Origin of the sequence: Kribbella polygonati (assembly GCF_050320105.1) — a bacterium.
GTDB lineage: Bacteria > Actinomycetota > Actinomycetes > Propionibacteriales > Kribbellaceae > Kribbella.
Map to the genome: position 1 here is coordinate 5,747,035 of NZ_CP190129.1, position 20,183 is coordinate 5,767,217.

Consider the following 20,183-nt stretch of genomic DNA (forward strand, 5'->3'; position numbering starts at 1 on the left):
TCCAGCACCTCGTGGACGGGTCAGCGCCGTGGCCGGTCTCCTGGCTGACGGGTACCGCGTCCACCGGCCTGACCTTCCCAGCCGCACGCGGCCAGTGGTCCCCTCACGGGTACGACAGGTGCACATCCCGATCACAGTGGCGAGGGCCGCGCCGGTACTTCACCGGCTTCCCGAACACCACGGCGCGGTCACCATAGCACCCGGCTCAGTGCGTGTAGAGCGACGACAACGCGAGCGCGAACTGGGTCATCAGGTCCGGGTTGATCGCGCGCGCCGGCAGCGGGACCAGGTCGACGAGCTTGTCGTCGCCGACCCGGATCGTGGTCCGGCCGGTCGCGGTGTCGATGTACCCCTCGTCGCCGAGCGGGATCGACTGCGAGGTCGAGGCGTTCCGGAGCGGGGCCATCAACGCCTTCGCGTCCGGCTCCCGGCGGACCGTCGAGTACAGCACGCTCGTCGCGGTGATCCAGCCGCAGACCGGGTCGCCGACGAGGGTCTCGCCGTCGCGGCGGGCCGTCGCGGGCACACCCATCACCTGCGCGGCCGCGTCCGACCCGCGATCGCACTCCGGCCGGGTGATCTCCAGCGCGGGCGCGGGCAGGTTCGGCGCCTGCCGGGCGACCTCCTGCCCGAGTACGACGTACTTCGCGAGCGTGGCCTGCGGACCGGAGAGCTTGTACAGCCGGCCGTCGAGCAGGAACACCAGGAACTGGCTCGTCCCGTACCCGCCCTGGCCGACGTGCGCGGTCACGGCCGGCTCGCGCCCGTGCGCGGCGTACGCCTTCCGCGCCGCCGCGAGCGTCGCGGCGGTTGCCTGCAGCACCGAGACCCCGATCCGCAGCACCGGCCCGTTCGCCGCCGTACTCAGGGTCAGTTGGCAGACGTCGTACGACGGTATGTCGATCTCGGCCGGCGGGTTCTGGCGTTCGATCTTCACCACCGGTACGGCGAGCGTGGTCCGGACCAACGTCTCGTCGATCGTGGTGCACAGCGTCTCGACGGGCGTCGCCGACGCGGTCGGCGACGGCGTGTCCGACGGCGTCGCGGACGGGGTGTCGAACCCGCTCACCGACACCAGCGGCGCCACACTCGGCGCGGTCTCCTGCCCGTGACCACCACACCCCGCGAGCAGTACGACGGCCAGCCCGGCGGCGATCAGAGTACGCATGGTGACTGAGACTCTATCCGGCGCCGCGGAGTTGCCTTTCGCGGACGGCGTGTTCGTCGGTGCGGGCGTCGTACCGCCAGAACTCGCGCAGCCAGACCGAGGTCGCGATCACGCCGGCGACGCACATGATGCCGCCGCTGACGATCGCGGTGCGGACCGTGGTCAGGTCGGCGACCAGGCCGGAGCGGGCCTGACCGCCGAGCGGGCCGAGCGAGTACCCGAGCATCTCGATCCCGGCCAGCCGGCCGCGCATCTCGTCCGGGATGGTCTGGTTCCAGATCACCGAGCGGAACAGCACCGACACCATGTCGCAAGCACCGGCCAGCGCGAAGAACCCGATCGCGAACCAGATATTCGGCGCCAACCCGGCGATCCCGACCGCGGCGCCCCAGCCCATCGTCGCGAGTACGACCGCCCGCCCCTGGTGGTGGACGTGTTTCGCCCAGCCGCTGGTGAGCGAGGCGCACATCGCCCCGATCGCCTCCGCGCTGTACAGCAGCCCGAGCAGCCGCGGCTCCTTCAGTACGGCGGTCGCGAACGCCGGGAACAGCACGATCGGCATCGCCAGGAACATCCCGACCATGTCCACCAGGTACGTCGCCAGCAGGTCCTTGCGGCGGAACGCGTACACGACCCCGCCGCCGATCGCCCGCAGACTCGGCGCCGTGGTGTACTCCTTCGACCGGTAGGACCCGAGCCGGGCGTACAGCAGCGTCGCGAACACGATCCCGGCCAGCTCGACCGAGAACGCCCAGGTCACGCCCACGGACCCGACCAGTACGCCGCCCAGCGCCGGGCCGGCGAGTTGCCCGATCTGCGAGGTCAGCGAGCTGAGCGCGACCGCGGCCGGGATCTCCGCGTGCTTCACCACCCGCGGCAGCAGGGCCTCCCGCGACGGGCGCTGCAGCGAGGACGCGACCGCGTTCAGCGCGCCGCAGACGTAGATCAGCCAGACCTGCGGGTGCGCGAGCAGCGTGTTCGCCACCATCAGCGCGGAGATCACGACCTGCGCGATCCCGGTGCCGACCAGCAGTTTCCGGCGTTCCACGTGGTCCGCGAGCGCGCCGCCGTACAGGCCGAACACGACCAGCGGGGCGATCGTCACCAGGCCCATCGCGCCGACCGCGAAGTTCGAGCCGGTGAGTTGGTACAGCTGGTACGGCAGCGCGACGTACCCGACCATGCCGCCGAGGAAGAAGACCGAGCCGGCGACCAGCAGGATGCGGAAGTCGCGGGAACCACGCCACGGGGTCAGATCGACACGCAACCGGGCCAGCCGCGTACGAAGACTTGCTGCCACCGGAACATGGTGACAGGTCCGACCGCCCTGGACGAACCTGATTAACCGCCAGCCTTTCCACCACCGTCGAAAGGATCCGGGCGCGACCCGGCAGCGTCCTAGCGTGACAACCGATTGGTTGCCCAAGGCGTCAATCTCGGCGGCCGGGAAAGGTCCCGGCCATCCTCGGGAATCGGAGAACAACCGCATGATCTCGATCAAGTCGGTCGGCACCCGCCTGCTCGCCGGCCTCGCCGTGGGAGCGGCGGCCGGTGCCACCCTGCTTGTTCCGTCGGCCGCGCACGCCGCCCCGGCGTCGCAGACGGCTGTCACCACCACCACCGCCGCCCCCTCGGGCGGGCTGCTCCGGCCGGGCCAGTACCTGAAGCCCGGCCAGTACCTCCGCTCGCTGAACAAGGTCTACACGCTGGTCATGCAGACCGACGGCAACGCCGTACTGGTCAAGGGCCGGACCCCGATCTGGGCGACCATGACCAACCGGAAGGCCTCCTCGCTGATCATGCGCCCCGACGGCAACCTGGTCGTCGTCTCCGGCCGTACGGTCGTCTGGGCCAGCGGCACCGCCGGCAGCACCGGCGCGATCCTGAACGTCCAGGACGACTCGAACCTGGTGCTCTACAACGTCCGCCGCAAGGCGGTCTGGTCCCGCTACATGGTGATGGTCAACCTGTACCCGGGCCGCGTCCTGAGCTCCCCGGTCGCGCTGTACTCGCAGAACCGGGTGTACCGCGCGCAGATGCAGGCCGACGGCAACCTGGTGGTCGTGAGATACGGCAAGACGCCGATCTGGAGCACCAAGACGGTCAGCAAGGGCGCGTTCGCGACCATGCAGACCGACGGCAACTTCGTCGTGTACAGCGCCGCCAAGAAGCCGCTCTGGGCCTCCAAGACCACTCGTAAGGGTTCCGTGCTGCAGATGCGCGGCGACGGCAAGCTCGCGATCATCTTCGGTCGCACCACGGTCTGGGTCAGCTGAGAATCCCCTCAGTTCCGAGCCGCGGCGTTCCTATCGGGGGCCGCGGCTCGGTTGTTCACGGGGTGTTCGTCAACTGTTCGTGAGCGGCAGCAGCGCGGTCAGATCGGTCCGTTCGCCGCTCGCCCGGAGCTTCCCCGACATCCGCGCGTCCGCCCAGCTCGTCCGGCCGAGCGCGACCTCGATCCACAGCTCCGGCGGCATCTCGATCACCGCTCCCGGCGTACCTCGCGTGTGCCGCGGGCCCTCGATGCACTGCACCGCGCCGTACGGCGGGACCCGTACCTCCACCGCGTGCCCCGGCGCCTTCGCGACCAGGCGGTTCAGCAACACCTTGGTGAGCAGCTTCAGTTCGGCGCGTTCGGCCGTACCGTCGTCGTAATGCTGCAAGGCCTGCTGGAAAGCGGTGTCTGACGTCTCCACGACGTGCCAGCGTACGCGGCGGTTTGCGGTGACGCCCCTCTCGTCGGCGATAATCGGGCGGGAGAGAGGGAAGCGAGGTCGGGATGCTCACGCCCAGGCACCAGGCGCTGCTGATGACGCTGGCGGGAATGACCGTCGGTGTGGTCGCGTTCGGCACGGTCGTCGTCGTCAAGGGCGGCAACCCGTTCACAGCGCACGACGAGCCGGTGGGCATCGTCAGCCCGGCCCCTTCGAGTACGCCGAGCCACGGCAACGGGTTGCAGGCCGACGGGCTGCAGTACGTCGTACAGAACTTCGGCACCGACAACGACCCGGTGTCCGCGGAGGTGCCGACCGGCTGGAAGAGCGCGCAGAGCGGCACCCGGCCGAAGTTCCTCGACCCGACCGGCGTCTGGCAGCTCCGGTTCGACACCCGCGGCAGCAAGCAGACCCCGGACGAGCTCGTGCGCAACCGCGAGCGCAGCATCGACGAGAAGGACCTGAAGGTGCTGAGCCGCGACAACGGCCTGCTCGTCTACACGTACGTCGACAAGATCCGCGGGCCGCGGATGGGCCTGTCGCGCTGGATCTCGCTGGACGACGGCAAGACGTCCGCCGTCGAGGTCACCGTCGGCGGCCGCCCCCAGGACGAGGCCGGCCTGCGCGCCGTCCTCCAGCACGCGATCGACACCCTCAAGATGCCGGTCTCCCCCGGCGACAACCGGCCCAACTGATCAGCACTTGATGTCGGCGGCGGGCGTGTTGCCCTGCACGAGGTAGCTCTCGACGACGTTCTTCACGCAGGCGTTCCCGGACAGGTACGCCGTGTGCCCGTCGCCGTCCCGGGTGACCAGGACACCGCTTTCCAGCTCGTGCGCCAGCCCGACCGCCCACTCGTACGGCGTCGCCGGGTCGCGCGTCGTACCGAGCACCATGATCGGCTTCGCACCGGCCGCCTTGATCGGGTGCGGCGTGTTCGTCGGCTTCACCGGCCAGTTCACGCAGGCCACCGACGACCACGCCATGAACTCGCCGAACCGCGGCGACGCCGCCTTGAACTTCGGCAGGTCCGCCTGGATCTGCGCGATCGAGGTGGCGTCCGGGCGGTCGCTGCAGTTCACCGCGATCTGCACCTCGTTCGAGTTGTCGGCGTACCCGGTCGGCTTGCGGTCGGTGTACTCGTCGGCCAGCGCGAGCAGCCGGCTGCCGTCACCCGACAGCCCCGCCGCCACGGCGTCCTCGAGCCGCGGCCAGAATTCCTTCAGGTACAGCGGGTAGACCAGGCCGAGCATCGCCAGCGCCTGCGTGACCTTGCGCTGCCCGTCGCCCGGCAGCGGGTTCTCGTCGGTGTCCTTGAGCAGCTGGTCGACCTTGGCGAGCACCTCGTCCTTGCTGCTGCCGAGCTTGCAGGAACGCTGCGCACAGTCCTCCGCGAACGCGTCCAGCGCCTTGTCGAACCCCTTCGCCTGCTCGATCCCCATCTGCTCGGACGTGATCGCCGGGTCGACGGCGCCGTCCAGCACCATCCGTCCGACGTTCTTCGGGAACTCCTCGGCGTACGTGGCGCCCAGGTACGTCCCGTACGACATGCCGAGGTAGTACAGCTGCGGGTCGCCGACGACACCCCGCAGTACGTCGATGTCCCGGGCCGCGTCCTTCGTGTTCACGTGCGGCAGCAGCTTGCCGGAGCGCTGCTCGCACCCGGCCGCGAACTCCTTCGACTGCTTGTCCAGGTCGGCGATCTCGGCGGCGTTGTCCGGGCTGCCGTCGGCCGCGATCATCTCGTCCAGCTGCGCCGTGTCCAGGCACTTCACCGGCGTCGACTCGCCCACCCCGCGCGGATCCCAGCCGATGACGTCGAACTTCCGCAGTACCGACGACCCGAACAGCATCGGCGCCTGCGCCGCGAACTCCTGCCCGCTCGCCCCCGGGCCGCCCGGGTTGATGAACAGCGTCCCGATCCGGCCGCCGCGGTCCTTCGCGAGCACCTTCCGGGCGCGCAGCTCGATCGTCTGACCGGCCGGCTTCGTGTAGTCCAGCGGCACCTGGATCGTCGCGCACACCTGGTTCGTCCCGCACCGCTGCCAGTCCGGGCGCTGCTGGTAGAACTTCTCCAGCCCCGCCGGGACCGGCCCCACCGGTCCGCTCGGCGGATTGCCCCCGACCCCGGGCGCCGTACCGTTGCCGGCGTCCTGCGCACGACTCGCCACCCCACACCCACTCGCGAGCACCGCAAGAGCTGCCACCAGTACGGTCGGCCTGCCGAATCTCACTGGTGGGTGTCTCCCTCGTCGTCGTGATGCAACCGGCGCCGCCGGCGCGGCTTCCTTGCCCGCCGCTCTTCCCGGGTCTCGTCAGGCACTGCCGGTGCTTCTTCGGGTATAGCTGCTTCTTCGGGCACGGGTGCTTCTTGGGGTACGACGGGCGGCGCGTCCGGGGTCGTCGTACCGGACGCCTCGTACTGCTGCCGCGGCGAACACACGTCCGCCCGACTGCACGCACACCGCCGACCGGAAGCCGCCAACCGGACGACCACGGTGTCGCTCGGCACGTTGTGCCCGACCACCACTCCATCACCCGCGGGGGTCTCCACCGCGGATCCGAGCGCCGGGGCCTTCGCGTTGAACTCCTGGTACAGCGGGTGCTCGTACTTCAGGCAGCACATCAGCCGGCCGCACGCACCCGAGATCTTCAACGGATTCAGCGGCAGGTCCTGGTCCTTCGCCATCCGCACACTGACCGGCTCGAAGTCCTTCAGGAACGTCGCACAACACAGGTCCCGCCCACACGGCCCGATCCCGCCCTGCAACCGCGCCTCGTCCCGCGCCCCCACCTGCCGCAACTCGATCCGCGCCCGCAACGCCCGCGCCAGGTCCCGTACCAGCTCCCGGAAATCCACCCGGTGCGGCGCCGAGAAGTACACGATCACCAACTGGTCGATGTCCGGCCGCCGATCGACGAAATCGATCCCGACCACCTTCATCGGCAATCCGTGCTGCCGAATCGTCCGCTTCGCGATCACCCGGGCATCCGCCCGCCGCTGCCGATTCTGCTCGTCCCGCTCGAGATCCGCCCCCGACGCGATCCCCGCACAGGCCGGCAGCCCACCGACCTCCTCGGTCACGTACTGCGGCGCCCACACACACTCCGCAACCTCAGGCCCGTCATCGGTAGGCACCAGCACCTTGTCCCCCACCCGAGGCCGAAACTCCCCCGGATCAAGGTAATAAAGCCGCCCGTACCGCTCGAACGACACCGCCATGACCATACCCACGCCGCCAGACTACTTGCAGACGTCCGAATCAGCCCCCCAACGCAACCACCCGAACACCTCCCGCGTGCTACACAGCCGCACGAACAGCCCCCGCGTGCTCCGCAGCCGCTAGCTTCGTCGCTCCGCTCCTCAGACGCGTCCGCTCCGCGCGCCCCACCCACCCCCGGGCTAGCGCCCGGATCTGCGGCTCCGCCGCGGGCTGCGGCTACCGCCGCGGGGGTGCGGCTCACGCCGCGAACTGCGGCTCCGCCGCGGGGTTGCGGCTAGCGCCGCGGGGTTGCCGGCTACCGCCGGCGTTTTGCGAGCTGCCGCTCGCGGGTGACTACCAGGCCACCGCTCCGACACAGGCAAACTCCCGCGCGGGCGCGATGTCGAGGCGGACCTCACACCACTGCTCGCAAGGCAGCACCGATGAACTTGCCGGTCGCGACAACGTACTGGGCATATCGATTCACAAAAACTGTCTGCCCAGCGTGGGATACTCAGCGAGTAGTCGATCTTGGAGGTGACGTCATGACTGCGGACAACGCCGAACACTCGGGCCAAGGCTCCAACGGCGCCACGACTGTTGACGAGTTGTTCCGAGGATCTGACCCGGTGTGTTCTGCCGACGACCTCGCCGCGGACGGAGTCTTCGACGACGGCGAGGTGGATGAGTTCCTCGCCGATCTGGGCACGATGCGGCGGGCCGACGTCGCGTGAGTTCACGCAGGATCGTGCTCGACACCGATGTGGCGTCCTTGAGCATCAAGAGCAGCCTTCCGCCGGAACTGCTTCGCGAGTTACTCGGCGCCCAGATCGGAATCACCTTTGTCACCCTCGGAGAGCTGAGCCGCTGGGCCCATCTGCGCAACTGGGGCCCGTCCAAGGTCGCAGGACTCGAGTCCTGGCTAAGCACTCGCCCAACGTTGCCCTACAACGAGGCTGTGGCGCGACGATGGGGCGAGATCTCCGCGTACGCCACCAGACTAGGCCGTGCGCGTCCCCAGAACGACAGCTGGATCGCGGCCTGCTGCTTGGTCTACGACCTGCCGCTGGCAACACTCAACGTCAAGGACTTCATCGACTTCGCCGAGTACGAGGGCCTACGGATCGTCGGGCACGAAGGTAGCTAAGACGACTCGTGGCCCGGGCTTCAGGGCCCGACTCGGCGGCGCTTCGCTGAACCTACGTGCTGCGCCGCGGCCTGCCGGACCAGCTGTCATCACAAGTCTCTCGTAGCCGAGCGGCCAACTGGCACCCTCCGTCGCGATTCGTCTGGTCGGGGAGCAGCGGCCTAGTCGTCACTCGCGAGCGGCAGCTCGCGCTAGGCCGGCGGCAGCCGGCAACTTCGCGGCGGTAGCCGGAGCCCGCGGCGGAGGCGCAGGCTCCGGGCGGTAGCCCGGGGGTGGGTGGGGGGCGCGGAGCGGGCGTGTTTGAGGAGTAGAGCGACGAAGCTAGCGGGTGCGTAGCGCGCGGGAGGCTGCTTGTGCGGCTGCGTGGGGGGCGGGGTCGTGTTGGGCGGTGGTTGGGGTGGGGGCGCCGTAGTCGGTGTGGGAGGTGGTGCCTAGGACGATGATGAAGGTGAAGAAGGCTATGTAGGCGAGGGTGAGGACGGCGCCGATGGCCAGGCCGGCGATGGCCATGGCCTTGCCTTCTTGGTTGCGGCGTTTGATTTGGACCAGGGCGGCGATGCCGAGGCCGATGGCTACTGGGGCGGAGATGCCGATAACGAGGCCGCTCAGGCCGCAGATGAGGGCTGCGGTGGCGAGGCCGTTCGTGCCGCCGGAGGAGCCTTGGTAGCCGTATCCGTAGCCATAGCCGTAGGGCTGTTGGCCGTAGGGCTGTTGGGGGTAGCCGGGTTGTTGGCCGTACCCAGGCTGGCCGTACTGCGGTTGGCCGTACCCGGGTTGCCCATAACCAGGCTGTTGTCCGTACTGCGGGTACGGCGGTTGTGGGCGGACCACGTCTTGCGGACGGTTGGGGTCTGACCCGTACGGTGGCTGCGTCACGCTACTCCCAGGGGGTACCAGTTTCCGCGCATCGTACCGGGCGGGCGGGGGCCTGGCGGTGGATGTTGCTGTGAGCAACCGGTCAGCGGTGGCTGTTCTTGACGGTGCCGGTGAGTTTGCCGGTGCCGGGGCCGTACGCGGCGCACAGGACGCGGCGGTCGCCGGAGTTCCAGGTGCGCTTGTCGGGGGTCCACCAGGCGAGTTCGAGTTCGGACTCGTCGCGGGACTTGCCGACGTACGTGCCGAACGGGCCGGCGCAGGCCTGGTCGGCGGCGTCGTCGATCGCCTTGTCGCCGGGGTAGGCGCCGGCGGGGAGGGTGACGGAGGCGACCATTTCGCCGTCGTGCTCGACCGGGCAGTCGCGTTGGATCACCTCGTCCTCGACGCTGGTCTCGTCGAAGCAGTCGCCGACCGCGAGCTCGTCGACATACACGCTCGAGGAGCCCGGGCCGGGTGCGCCCGAGGTGTCGGTGGACGAGCCGAACGCGATCACCAGGGCGATCAGGGCGATGTAGCCGAGGGTCACGAGGGCGCCGATGATGATGCCGGCGATCGCCATGCCCTTGCCTTGCTGTGGGCGGCGGCTGATCTGGACGAGCGCCGCGATGCCGAGGCCGACCGCGACCGGCGCGGAGACGCCGATCACGATGCCGCCGAGGCCCGATACCAGTGCGGCAGTCGCGAGCGAGTTGGTCCCGCCGGAACCGCCGGTGTAGCCGTACCCGTACGCCGCCGGCGGCTGCCCGTACGCCGCCGGATACTGCCCCGGCCCGTACCCATGCCCGTACGGCGCCTGCCCATAAGCGGGCTGCCCGTACGGCGGCTGCCCCTGCGGCGCTTGCCCGTACGGCGCCTGCCCGTAAGCCGACGGCCCGTACGGCGGCTGCCCCTGCTGAGCCTGCCCGTACGGCGCCTGACCGTAAGCCGACGGCCCATACGGCGGCTGCCCCTGCTGAGCCTGCCCGTACGGCGCCTGACCGTAAGACGGCTGCCCGTGCCCCGGCTGCCCCTGCGACGGCGCACCCTGCCCGTACGGCGACTGCTGCTGGTACGGCGACTGCCCGTACGGCGACTGCTGCCCCGGTGCGGCCCACGACGTACCGGCCGCGTGCTCTGTCGGCGGCTGTGTCGGCAACGGCTCCGTCGGCGTACCCGTGGGCAGCGGTTCCGTCGGCTCGCCGGACCGGCCGTACGTCGGGAACGAGCGGGTCGGGTCGTGCGGCACGTCCTGTGGCCGTTCCGGCGGCTCGGGCTCGTACGGCGGCTGAGTCACGTTGTCTCCCAATCCCCCGCAGGCGCTACCGTTGCGCTCCGCGCATCGTACCGCTCAGGTGCGTTCCCGGCATCCCGAGCAGGCAGAGGACGTTGCCGTCAGCAACCGCGTGGTCCTCGAGCACCACGTAGTACATGTCGAGCTGGGACCGTTCGTAGGGCTTCCCGACGAAATCGACGAACGCGCCCGCGCACTGCTGGGTCGCCTCCGCGCCGGCCTGGGTCCCGGACAGTCCGACCAGCGCCGCCTGGACCTTCGCGTACGCCTCGCCGGTGTGCGGCGCCGCGCAGTCGGCGATCCGGACCAGCCGCAGCGCGTCGGACTCCAGGTCCGCGTCGAAGCAGCGGCCGACGTCGACGTGCGAGATCGACACGGTCCGGCCGATGCCGCGGCGGTGTTCGGCGACCAGGTTGAGCGTGACCGCGACGCCGATCGCGATCACCCAGCACAGCGACACCAGCAACGCGCCGTACGCGAGCCGCTTCCCGTGCCCGCCGAGCCGCTTGATCCGGCGCAGCGCGATCCCGGCCAGCACGACCGCCAGCGGTACGAGCCCGGGCAGGCTGACCGCGAGCGCGGCGACGGCGTACCCGTCCTGGCGCTTGACCGGGGTCGGGACGCCCTCCAGCCACGACTCGGCCGGCGGCAGCGGTTGCCGCACCGGCTGGATCGGGGAGGAGGGCTGGTTCATCGCGGTCCGTTCCGGGAGGGTACGCCGGGCTACCCCGGACACCCAGTCATCGGACCCGCCCGTCTCGGTGTTACACCCGCCGCCCAGTTATCGGACGTGAGTCACGCCTCAGCGGCGTACCTGGCGCGGGATCGTGAACCCGTCGCTGCGGCCCTCGAACAGCGACACAGTCATCGCCTCCAGCGCGACCAGCGGCGCCACGTTCGCCTCGATCGCCTCGCGGGCCGTCGCGATCGCGTCGATCCGGCGGATCGTCTGCTCGGGCGTCGTCCGGGTCCCGAGCTGCTCGATGTTGCGGTGCAGCTCGGCGTTGATCAGCTCGCCGCCGGACCTGGTCTGAACCACGAGCACGTCCCGGTAGAGCGCCATCAGGTCGACCAGCGAACGGTCCAGGACGTCGCGCTCCCACCGTTTCGCGCGGGCCTTCTGCTGGTCCTCGAGCTCCTTCAGCGCGGCGTTCGCCTCGCGCGGCTTGGCGCCCTTGGTGCCGACGCCGAGCGCCTGCTCGAGCGCGGTGCGCTCCTTCTCGTCGACCTTCTCCGCGCTGGCCTTGGCCTCCACCTTGGCCGCGTCGACCAACTGCTGCGCCGCCTTCAGGCAGGCCCCGAGATCACGCAGCGCGAACGGAACCTCCAGCACCCGCGCCCGCCGGTCCCGGACTTCGGCGTCCCGGGCCAGCGCCCGCGCCCGCCCGATGTGCCCCTGCGCGGCCCGCGCCGCGAACCACGCCAGGTCCGCGTCCACGCCCAGCTTCGCGCTCAGCATCTCCGCGACCGCCGCCACCGGCGGCGTCCGCAGCACCAGCAGCCGGCACCGCGAACGGATCGTCGGTACGACGTCCTCGACGGTCGGCGCGCACAGCACCCAGACGGTCCGCGGCGCGGGCTCCTCGATGCTCTTCAGCAACGCGTCCGCGGCCTGCTCGGTGAGCCGGTCCGCGTCCTCGATCACCATCACCTGCCAGCGGCCCTGGGTCGGGCTCATCGCGGCCCGCCGGACCAGTTCGCGGACCTCGCTGACCCGGATCGACAGCAGCTCGGTGCGGATCAGCGACACGTCCGGGTGTGCCCCGCTGAGCGCCGTACGGCACTCGTTGCACTCGCCGCAGCCGTTGTCCGCACACTGCAGCGCGGCCGCGAACGCGCGCCCCGCGTTCGATCGGCCGGACCCGGGCGGTCCGGTGATCAGCCACGCGTGCGTCATCCCGGCGACCGCAGCGCCGCGTTCGCCACGCAGTACGGCGGCCGCTCCGTCGACGGCCTTCCGCAGTACGGCGACCGCGGGCTCCTGCCCGACCAGGTCGTCCCAGCCGGTCATGGGGCCTCCCGGTCTGGACTGAGGAGCGGCGGGAGCGAAGCGACCAGAGCGACGAGGGAAGGCCGGGAGCAAAAGCCCCATGACCCGCCGCGACGGAGTCGCGGCATCGGTACTGTCATAGGCCCACCTTCGGAAGCATTGGTTGCAGTCGCGCGCGGATCTGCCGGGCGATGTCCTCGCGGTCCAGGGACGCGTCGACGACCAGGTAGTGCTGCGGCTCGGCGGCGGCCAGCTCGAGGAACGCGTGCCGGACCCGCTCGTGGAACTCGGCGCCCTGCGCCTCGATCCGGTCCCGCTCCTTGAACCGGCCGAGCCCGCTGGTCGGCGGCAGGTCGAGCAGGATCGTCAGGTTCGGCCGGAGGTCGTCGGTGGCCCAGCGGTTCACCCGCTCGACGTCGGACAGGTCCAGGTCCCGCCCGGAGCCCTGGTACGCGAGCGCGGAATCGACGTACCGGTCGGTGATCACCACCGCGCCGGCCTTCAGCGCCGGCTTGATCACCGCGTCGACGTGCTCGGCCTTGTCGGCCGCGTAGATCAGCGCCTCGGCACGGTGCGAGATGTCGCCGGTGGCCGGGTCGAGGACGATCTGGCGGAGCGTCTTGCCGAGCTCGGTCGCGCCGGGCTCGCGGGTCAGCAGCACCTGCTGGCCCTGCTCCTCCAGCCACTTCACCAGCAACGCGGACTGGGTCGACTTGCCTGCGCCCTCACCGCCTTCGAGCGCGACGAACAACCCGGTGGTCGGGTAGTCGCCGCGGGTCTTGCCGAAGCTCCGCCGTACGTCGCGCCAGAACGGCACGCCCGGCCGGTCGTCCATCTGCCGCCAGGCGAGCAGCCCGATCACGCCCGCCACCACGGCGGCGATCACCATCGTCATCGAGGCGCCGTTGTACGTCGCCGAGTGGCCCGCGATCGTCCAGGTGTGTCGGCCGATCGCACCCGCCGCGAACGGCGCGATCGCCAGCGTCACCGCGAGCACCGTCCGCACCGCCGACTGCACGAACGCGAACGTCCGGCCGCGGACCGCGTCCGGCACCTCGAGACCGAGCAGCGTGTAGCCCGACACCCACGAGCCGCCCGCGCAGAACCCGAGCAGGATCGCGATCATCGTGGCGATCTCGATCTGCTGGATCAACGCCAGCCCGGCCAGGCAGATCCCGGACCCGACCAGTCCGGCCGCGAACAGCCGGCGCCGCGACAGCCCGGAGAAGATCCGTGGCCCGAACCCCATCCCGAGCGCCAGCCCGCCGAACACCGCACCGAACAGCACGCCGTATCCCGGGTCGCCCGCGCCGAGGTCCTCGACGTACGTCCGGCCGAGGCCGACCACGACCGCGCCCGCCGCGAACGCCCCGGAGATGCCGACCACGAGCCCACGGACCACCGGCGTACCGGTGACGTACGACCAGCCCTCGACCATCGTCCGCCACAGCGTCGGGTGGTCCTCGTGCTCGTGCACCGCACGGCCGATCTCGGAGACCGACACGATCGCGAGCGCGGAGATCGCGAACGTCGCGGCGTTCACGTAGACGGCGAGCTGGATCGAGAAGTCGCCGGCCCAGCGGGTCACCAGCGTGATCGCGGTGAAGAGCGCGGCGGCCGGGAGGGCCGAGCCGTACGTCGTGATCAGGCTCAGCTGGTTCGCCGCCTCGAGCCGGTGCCGGGGCACCAGGTTCGGCACGCTGGCGTCCTTCGCCGGGCCCCAGATCAGGCTGACGATCTCGATCAGCACGGTCGCGACCAGCAGCCAGGTGAGCGTGTTGACGATCGGGATCGTGACGAAGAACGCGGCCCGGACCAGGTCGCCGACGATCATCGTCGCCCGCCGATCCAGCCGGTCCGCGACCCAGCCCGCGACCGGTCCCATCACCAGCGCCGGCAGCACCCGGAGGAACAGCACGCCGCCGATCGCGAAGTTCGCCAGCTGGTAGTTGTCGCCGGCGAACGACTTCGCCATCGCGGTCAGCGCCAGCAGGCCGATCCAGTCGCCCAGGCTGGACAGCCCGAACCCGATCCACAGCCGCCGGAACGCCCGGATCCGCAGCACCGCGCGCACATCGTGCGCCGGTGCAGGATCTGTCAGCGGGTCATAGGCCTCCGGCACACCGCAAGCCTAGTGGGCACTCCGGACAGCCCGACACGCATCCCGATCGCAACTCTCCGGCATCGGGTCCACACTGAAAGTAGTCGAGCGTTCGGGGGCCTGATGAGCCACGTCAAAGCGCACCACAGCAGACACCGGATGCCCCGACGCGGCTCGGGCGCGCCCGTCGGCGTCGCGGCGATCGCGACCCTCGTCGGCACGGTCGGCATCGCCGGGACCGCGCTGTTCAGCCCCTCCGGCTCGGCGCCCAAGCCGCACGCTCCGGATCCGAGCCCGACCGTTCAGATCCCCAAGTCCGCCTGTTCCAAGGCGCCCGTCAACGCGTGCAACGCAGCCTTCAGATCGGGCGCCGGCAGATAACCGAACCCGAGCCGGAACACCCGCGATTCGTCCCCGAACCAGTCCCCGTCAGCCAGCCGTACGCCGGCCTGCGCCGCCGCCTCCTTGAACCGCCCCACATCCACCTTCACCCGAACCACACACAGGGCCCCCGCCGAAGGCCGAACCCACTCCACAAACCGACTGTTCGCGTTTACCCAGTCCTGGGTAATCAGAAGGTTCTGCTCCAAGCAGCTGCTTCGCTCGGCCAAGTTCTCGAGGTCGAACACGCGAACCGCCAGCGCCTCACAGACCGGCGACACCGACACGACCGTACTGAACTTCGCCGTCACCAACCGCTCCACCAACGCCGGATCCGTGCTGATCACCCACCCGATCCGCAAGCCTGCCGCCCCGTGGCACTTGGACAACGAGGCCACCGACACCACCCGCGGCCCGAGCCCGACGGCCGTCGCCGCGGCCTCGTCACTCCCGTACGTCGCGACCCGGTACGTCTCGTCCACCAGCAGATACGCGTCCGGGCAGATCTCGTCCATCGCCTCGACGATCTCCCGCAGCACCGGCAGCGGTACGGCGACCCCCGACGGGTTCTGCGGTGTCGCCAGGCTGACCAGCTTCGTCTCCGGCGTGAGCTGCGCCCGTACGGCGTCCGCCCGTACCCGATACCCGTCGTCGAAGCTCACCGGGACCACCCGCACCGACGCCCCGACCGTCTCGAACGCGCTGCGCGTCATCGGGAACTCCGGCGCCGTCGTCACCACCTCGCCCCGCTCCGCCAGCAGGTACGCGAGCAGGAAGATCCCGTGCATCCCACCAACCGTCACGACGACGTCATCGGCCCGTACGCCGTGCCGCTCCGCGATCGCGGTCCGCAGCCGCGCGTCCCCGGCCGCCGTCCCGTAGCCGAGCTCGAGATCGCCCAGCTCCGGTATCAGCAGCTCGGCGAGCCGGAGGTCCGGCCCGTAGCTCTCGCCGAGCTCGTGGCGGGCCTGGTCGGCGGTCAGGGACATGATCTGGTGGCGCGGAAACTTCGGCATACCGCCATCGTTCAGCGCCACCGCTCGCGGCTGGAGAGCCAATCCGGCAGAATTGGTTCGCAGATGAGACCAATCGAGGTGGCTGACCGGTTGGGCCGCTGGTCGTCCGGCCGCGGCCCGCTCTACCTGCTGCTCGCTTCCCGGCTGCGGCAACTGATCGACGACGGCGAACTCCCGCCCGGCGTACTGCTGCCACCGGACCGTGTCCTCGCGGCCGCGCTCGCGGTCGGCCGTACGACGGTGGTCGCGGCGTACGACCTGCTCCGGGCCGAAGGGCGGATCACCCGACGCCAGGGCAGCGGGACGCGGGTGGCCGGCGTACCTCGGGAAGAGCAGGTGGAGGACGCGCCGGTCGACCCGATCTTCCTGGGCTCGCTGGAGGCGCGGGACGACGACGTACTGCTGGCCATCTGTGCCGCGCCCGGGGACCCGCCGCCGCAGTTGGCGGAGGCGTTCGCCAAGATCGCGCCTGAGCTTGCCGATGTGGACAACGACATCGGGTATTACCCGTACGGCCACCCGTCACTGCGGCAGGCGTTGGCGGACCGGTACACGGCTCGTGGGGTCCTGACGCGTCCGGAGCAGCTCATGGTCACTAACGGCGGTCAGCAGGCTCTGTCCTTGCTGGCGCACGCGCTGGTGTCGCCGGGTGACCAGGTGATCGTGGAGGCACCGACGTACCCGGGAGCGCTGGAGGTCTTCCGGGAGGAGGGCGCCGTACTGCGTGGGCTGCCGGTTGGGCTGGACGGGCTGGAGGCCGCGGTCCGGGAGCGGCGGCCGGCGGTGGCTTATGTGATCCCGACGTACCACAACCCCACCGGGTCGGTGCTGTCCGCGCTGGCCCGGCAGCGGCTGGCCAGTGCGGGCGTTCCTGTGATCGAGGACGAGGTTCCGGCCGATCTTGCGTTCCCGGGAGAGCCCGTGGTCACGCCGATGGCGGCGTACGGCGATGCGGTGATCTCGATCGGCTCACTCAGCAAGAGCATCTGGGGTGGTCTGCGGATCGGTTGGGTACGGGCCGCGCCCCCGTTGATCAACAGGCTGGCCCGGCTGCGCGCCGTACACGACCTGGGCGGCAACGTGCCCACCCAGTTGGCCGCCGTACACCTACTGCCGCTGCTGGACGCTCCTGACCTGCACAACACCCTCAAGGCTCGCCACGACCACCTGCACTCGCAACTGACCGCCGCACTGCCCGACTGGCACATCCCACCAGTCAAGGGCGGCCAGTGTCTCTGGGTACGCCTCCCGTACGGCGACGCCAACTCCTTCGCCCAAACCGCCCTGAGACACGGCCTGGCCGTCCTCCCCGGCACCGGCCTCGACATCACCGGCGCCAGCAACACCTACCTCCGCCTACACTTCCGAGCCCACCCCAAAGACCTCACCGAAGCAGTCCACCGCCTCACCACCGCCTGGCACACCTACAACCCACCACCCATCCCCACCCACCCCCGCCCAGCCATCGCCATCTGAGCTGACACACCCCGCCGCGCCGGCCGTGTAGGAGGGGTAGGCGGGCGCGGCGGGGTGGGATCAGTGGGTGAAGCGGAGGGTGAGGGTGGCGGGGGCGGTCTTCAGTTTGTCGCGGTCCGGGAGGGCGGGGCCGCAGGCCGCGGTGCCGACGCCGGTCTGGGCGATGTCGAGGGTGACGTAGGTGGTATCACCGGGGACCAGTTCCGCCGCGTGGTGGGCGGTTTCCAGGTCGTGGGTCGTCCAGTCGCGGACCGTGAGGCCGAAGAGTTCGCCGAGCGCCTCGATGCGCAGGCCGTCGATCGTGGCCCAGCGGGTGTCGATGCGCTGGCCGTTCTCCTGCGGGCGGACGTACGGCGTCTGCAGTTCGGCGACCGTGGCGGCGTACTTCCCGACCGCGGCGGCCGCGCGGGTGTCGACGTACGCCTCGTTCGGGCCGGTGCCGAACCACTCGACCCGCTCGGCCTTCGGTACGTCGAACGTGATGCCGAGCCGCGGCAGCACCTCCGGGATCAGGCCTTCCGGTTCGATGCTCAACTCGAGCACGGTCGCGCCGTCGACGGCGGACCAGCGCCAGGTACTGCGCAGACCCCACTGGAGCTGCGGCGGCGCCGTCCGGGTGACAACCTCCCAGGCCCCGTCCCGCTCCGCCTGCGACACGACCCGGTGCTGCACCCGGTGCAGCCCTTCCTCGCGCCACTTGGCCGCGACACCCGGGTTGGTGTCGTTGTCGATCGGCGCCCGCCACACGTCCAGCCGCACGTTCCGCAGCCCGCCGACGGTGATCCCGCCAACCCCGGCAACACCAGCAGCCGGCGTACCGGTCGCGATCGGAGCCACAGGAGCCGGCTCGTCGAGACGAATCTGACCCCAGGCGATCCGGTGACCGGCGTCCGCCCACGGGGTCGCCTCGGCAAGCACGGCGGTGACCGTCAGCCAAGCCTCCGTACGCTCCCGCTGCTGCAGGATCCCCGGCGGAAGCTCGATCGAGGCCGTCTCGCCCGGAGCGATCGTCGGCATCGGCAGATTACCGTCGGCGACGATCTCACCCTCCGCCTCGACCCGGGCCAACAGTTGCAGGTGGCTCGTGTCCAGCACCTCGTACAGGTTGGTGATCGCCACCCGGTTGCCGTCAGCAACGATTCGGAGCGGCTCGATCACCTTCGTGTACTCGTGCATGCCCGGCGACGGCGTCCGGTCCGGGAACAGCAGCCCGTCGCAGACGAAGTTGCCGTCGTGGATCGTCTCGCCGAAGTCGCCGCCGTACGCGTACACCTCGCGCCCGTCGATCGTGGTCCGGATGCCGTGGTCGATGAACTCCCAGATGAACCCGCCCTGACAGCGCGGGTACTTCTCGAACACCTCCCGGTAGTCCAGCAGCCCGCCCGGCCCGTTCCCCATCGCGTGCCCGTACTCGCACAGGATGAACGGCAGGTTCCGGTACAGCTCCGGGTCCGCACCGATCTCCGCACACCCCTCCGGCGAGGTGTACATCCGCGAGTAGATGTCGACGAACTCGGCCTCGGTGTCGCGCTCGTAGTGAATCGGCCGCGACGGGTCGAGCTCCTTCGCGGCGTCGTACATGTCCTTCAGGTTCGAACCCATCCCGCACTCGTTGCCGAGCGACCAGATCACGATCGACGGGTGGTTCTTGTCCCGGTGCACGGTCCGCCGCATCCGGTCCACGAGGTCGTCGCGGAACCGCGGGTCCATCACCGGGTTCGGCAGCTTCGGCGGCTGCGGCTCGTACCCGAACCCGTGCGACTCCAGGTCGCACTCGTCGATCACGTACAGCCCGTACTCGTCGCACAGCGACAGGAAGTGCGGGTGCGGCGGGTAGTGGCTGGTGCGGACCGCGTTGATCCCGGCGCGCTTCATGATCAGTACGTCGTCGAGCATGTCCTGCTCGGTCAGCGTCCGCCCGCGGTCCGGGTGGAACTCGTGCCGGTTGACGCCCTTGAACAGCACCCGGTTGCCGTTGACGGTGAAGATCCCGTCGACGATCGCGACCGTCCGGAACCCGATCCGCAGCCGGACGTCGCCGCCGGCGGTCCGCAGTACGGCGTCGTACAGCCGCGGCGACTCGGCGCTCCACGGCTGCGCACTCTCGACCCGCACCTGCTCGCCCGTCGGCACCGAGAGCCCGAGTTCGGGGACCGACACGGTGCCCGGTACGTCGGACTCGACGAGCAGTGTGCCGACGCCGTCGACGTGGTCCCAGGCCGCCTTCACGAACACGTCGGTCGGCGCGTCCGGGCGCAGCGCGAGCAGGTTCACCTCGCGGAAGATGCCGGACAGCCACCACATGTCCTGGTCCTCGACGTAGCTGCCGGTCGACCACTGGTGCACCCGGACCGCGATCCGCGCGTCCTTGCCCGGGGCAACCAGGTCGGTCACGTCGAACTCCGAGACCAGCCGGGACCCGGACGACCAGCCGACGTACGAACCGTTCACGTACACCGCGAACCGCGAGTCCACGCCCTCGAACCGGAGCACGACCCGGGCGCCGGCGAAGTCGGCCGGCACCGTGACCGTGCGGACGTAGTCGCCGGTCGGGTTGTCGGTCGGCACGTACGGCGGCTCCAGCGGGAACGGGTACACCACGTTCGTGTACGCCGGCTTGCCGTAGCCGCTCAGCTGCCAGTGGCCCGGGACCGCGATGGTGTCCCAGCCGGAGGTGTCCGGGTCCTTCAGGTCGTCCGGCGCGTCCGCGACGCTCGGGGACAGCCGGAAGCTCCAGTCCCCGCTGAGCGGCAGCCGCCCGGAGTCGTCATCCAGCCACGAACGCGGGGGCAGCACGTTCGCCCCGGAAGCAAAGTCCTCGACGTAATGAGTCACGAAAGT

The 20,183-nt window shown here is 70.3% G+C and carries 17 protein-coding genes and 1 riboswitch; of the genes, 5 read left to right on the top strand and 12 right to left on the bottom strand.

Features of this window, described 5'->3' with window-relative positions; translation table 11 throughout:
- Positions 1-13: 13 nt before the first annotated feature.
- Positions 14-197: riboswitch (cobalamin riboswitch) on the bottom strand.
- An 8-nt stretch (positions 198-205) separates the two neighbouring features.
- Together ACQHIV_RS27170 and ACQHIV_RS27175 are read right to left on the bottom strand one after the other, a co-directional pair.
- Positions 206-1,168: a hypothetical protein gene (locus tag ACQHIV_RS27170; protein WP_427886342.1), complete on the bottom strand. Its 963-nt coding sequence runs from the start codon at positions 1,166-1,168 to the stop codon at positions 206-208.
- Positions 1,169-1,181: 13 nt separating this feature from the next.
- Complete coding sequence (locus ACQHIV_RS27175; protein ID WP_427886344.1) at positions 1,182-2,468, bottom strand: MFS transporter; 1,287 nt, start codon at positions 2,466-2,468, stop codon at positions 1,182-1,184.
- A 187-nt stretch (positions 2,469-2,655) separates the two neighbouring features.
- Here ACQHIV_RS27175 and ACQHIV_RS27180 point away from each other — a divergent pair, with 187 nt between their 5' ends.
- Positions 2,656-3,444: a hypothetical protein gene (locus ACQHIV_RS27180; RefSeq protein ID WP_427886346.1), complete on the top strand. Its 789-nt coding sequence runs from the start codon at positions 2,656-2,658 to the stop codon at positions 3,442-3,444.
- Between the two features lie 69 nt (positions 3,445-3,513).
- Here ACQHIV_RS27180 and ACQHIV_RS27185 read toward each other — a convergent pair whose 3' ends face one another.
- Positions 3,514-3,864 carry a sterol carrier family protein gene (locus tag ACQHIV_RS27185; RefSeq protein ID WP_427886348.1) on the bottom strand — a complete coding sequence of 117 codons (351 nt, stop codon included), beginning with the start codon at positions 3,862-3,864 and terminating at the stop codon, positions 3,514-3,516.
- A gap of 83 nt (positions 3,865-3,947) precedes the next feature.
- Between ACQHIV_RS27185 and ACQHIV_RS27190 the strand changes: the two genes are divergently transcribed.
- Positions 3,948-4,577 carry a hypothetical protein gene (locus ACQHIV_RS27190; protein WP_427886349.1) on the top strand — a complete coding sequence of 210 codons (630 nt, stop codon included), beginning with the start codon at positions 3,948-3,950 and terminating at the stop codon, positions 4,575-4,577.
- Here the strand turns inward: ACQHIV_RS27190 and ACQHIV_RS27195 are convergent, their stop codons facing one another.
- Together ACQHIV_RS27195 and ACQHIV_RS27200 are read right to left on the bottom strand one after the other, a co-directional pair.
- Positions 4,578-6,116, bottom strand: coding sequence for an alpha/beta hydrolase (locus ACQHIV_RS27195; RefSeq protein WP_427886351.1), 1,539 nt, complete (start codon positions 6,114-6,116; stop codon positions 4,578-4,580). It lies immediately after the preceding gene.
- Positions 6,113-7,111, bottom strand: coding sequence for a PSP1 domain-containing protein (locus ACQHIV_RS27200; RefSeq protein ID WP_427896568.1), 999 nt, complete (start codon positions 7,109-7,111; stop codon positions 6,113-6,115). Before ACQHIV_RS27200 ends, ACQHIV_RS27195 begins: the two co-directional genes overlap by 4 nt.
- Positions 7,112-7,630: 519 nt before the next feature.
- On the opposite strand from ACQHIV_RS27200, the gene ACQHIV_RS27205 reads away from it, so the two are divergent.
- Positions 7,631-7,819: a hypothetical protein gene (locus ACQHIV_RS27205; RefSeq protein ID WP_427886352.1), complete on the top strand. Its 189-nt coding sequence runs from the start codon at positions 7,631-7,633 to the stop codon at positions 7,817-7,819.
- Positions 7,816-8,232, top strand: coding sequence for a type II toxin-antitoxin system VapC family toxin (locus ACQHIV_RS27210; RefSeq protein ID WP_427886354.1), 417 nt, complete (start codon positions 7,816-7,818; stop codon positions 8,230-8,232). Before ACQHIV_RS27205 ends, ACQHIV_RS27210 begins: the two co-directional genes overlap by 4 nt.
- Before the next feature lie 321 nt (positions 8,233-8,553).
- Here ACQHIV_RS27210 and ACQHIV_RS27215 read toward each other — a convergent pair whose 3' ends face one another.
- From ACQHIV_RS27215 to ACQHIV_RS27240, 6 genes are all read right to left on the bottom strand, one after another.
- Entirely contained in the window at positions 8,554-9,108 is a 555-nt protein-coding gene (locus ACQHIV_RS27215; RefSeq protein WP_427886355.1) for a DUF4190 domain-containing protein, read from the bottom strand.
- 82 nt (positions 9,109-9,190) lie between these two features.
- On the bottom strand, positions 9,191-10,381 hold the full coding sequence (locus ACQHIV_RS27220; protein ID WP_427886357.1) for a DUF4190 domain-containing protein: 1,191 nt from the start codon (positions 10,379-10,381) through the stop codon (positions 9,191-9,193).
- 25 nt (positions 10,382-10,406) lie between these two features.
- Positions 10,407-11,114: a DUF4190 domain-containing protein gene (locus ACQHIV_RS27225; protein ID WP_427886359.1), complete on the bottom strand. Its 708-nt coding sequence runs from the start codon at positions 11,112-11,114 to the stop codon at positions 10,407-10,409.
- 66 nt (positions 11,115-11,180) lie between these two features.
- Complete coding sequence (locus tag ACQHIV_RS27230) at positions 11,181-12,389, bottom strand: DNA polymerase III subunit delta' (protein WP_427886361.1); 1,209 nt, start codon at positions 12,387-12,389, stop codon at positions 11,181-11,183.
- Between the two features lie 115 nt (positions 12,390-12,504).
- On the bottom strand, positions 12,505-14,490 hold the full coding sequence (gene tmk / locus ACQHIV_RS27235; protein WP_427886362.1) for a dTMP kinase: 1,986 nt from the start codon (positions 14,488-14,490) through the stop codon (positions 12,505-12,507).
- 281 nt (positions 14,491-14,771) lie between these two features.
- Positions 14,772-15,866, bottom strand: a complete 1,095-nt coding sequence (locus ACQHIV_RS27240; RefSeq protein WP_427886364.1) for a pyridoxal phosphate-dependent aminotransferase — start codon at positions 15,864-15,866, stop codon at positions 14,772-14,774.
- 63 nt (positions 15,867-15,929) lie between these two features.
- Here ACQHIV_RS27240 and ACQHIV_RS27245 point away from each other — a divergent pair, with 63 nt between their 5' ends.
- Entirely contained in the window at positions 15,930-17,342 is a 1,413-nt protein-coding gene (locus ACQHIV_RS27245) for a PLP-dependent aminotransferase family protein (protein ID WP_427886366.1), read from the top strand.
- A gap of 60 nt (positions 17,343-17,402) precedes the next feature.
- On the opposite strand, the gene ACQHIV_RS27250 is transcribed toward ACQHIV_RS27245, so the two are convergent.
- Positions 17,403-20,177, bottom strand: a complete 2,775-nt coding sequence (locus tag ACQHIV_RS27250) for a glycoside hydrolase family 2 TIM barrel-domain containing protein (protein ID WP_427886368.1) — start codon at positions 20,175-20,177, stop codon at positions 17,403-17,405.
- Between the last annotated feature and the right edge of the window lie 6 nt (positions 20,178-20,183).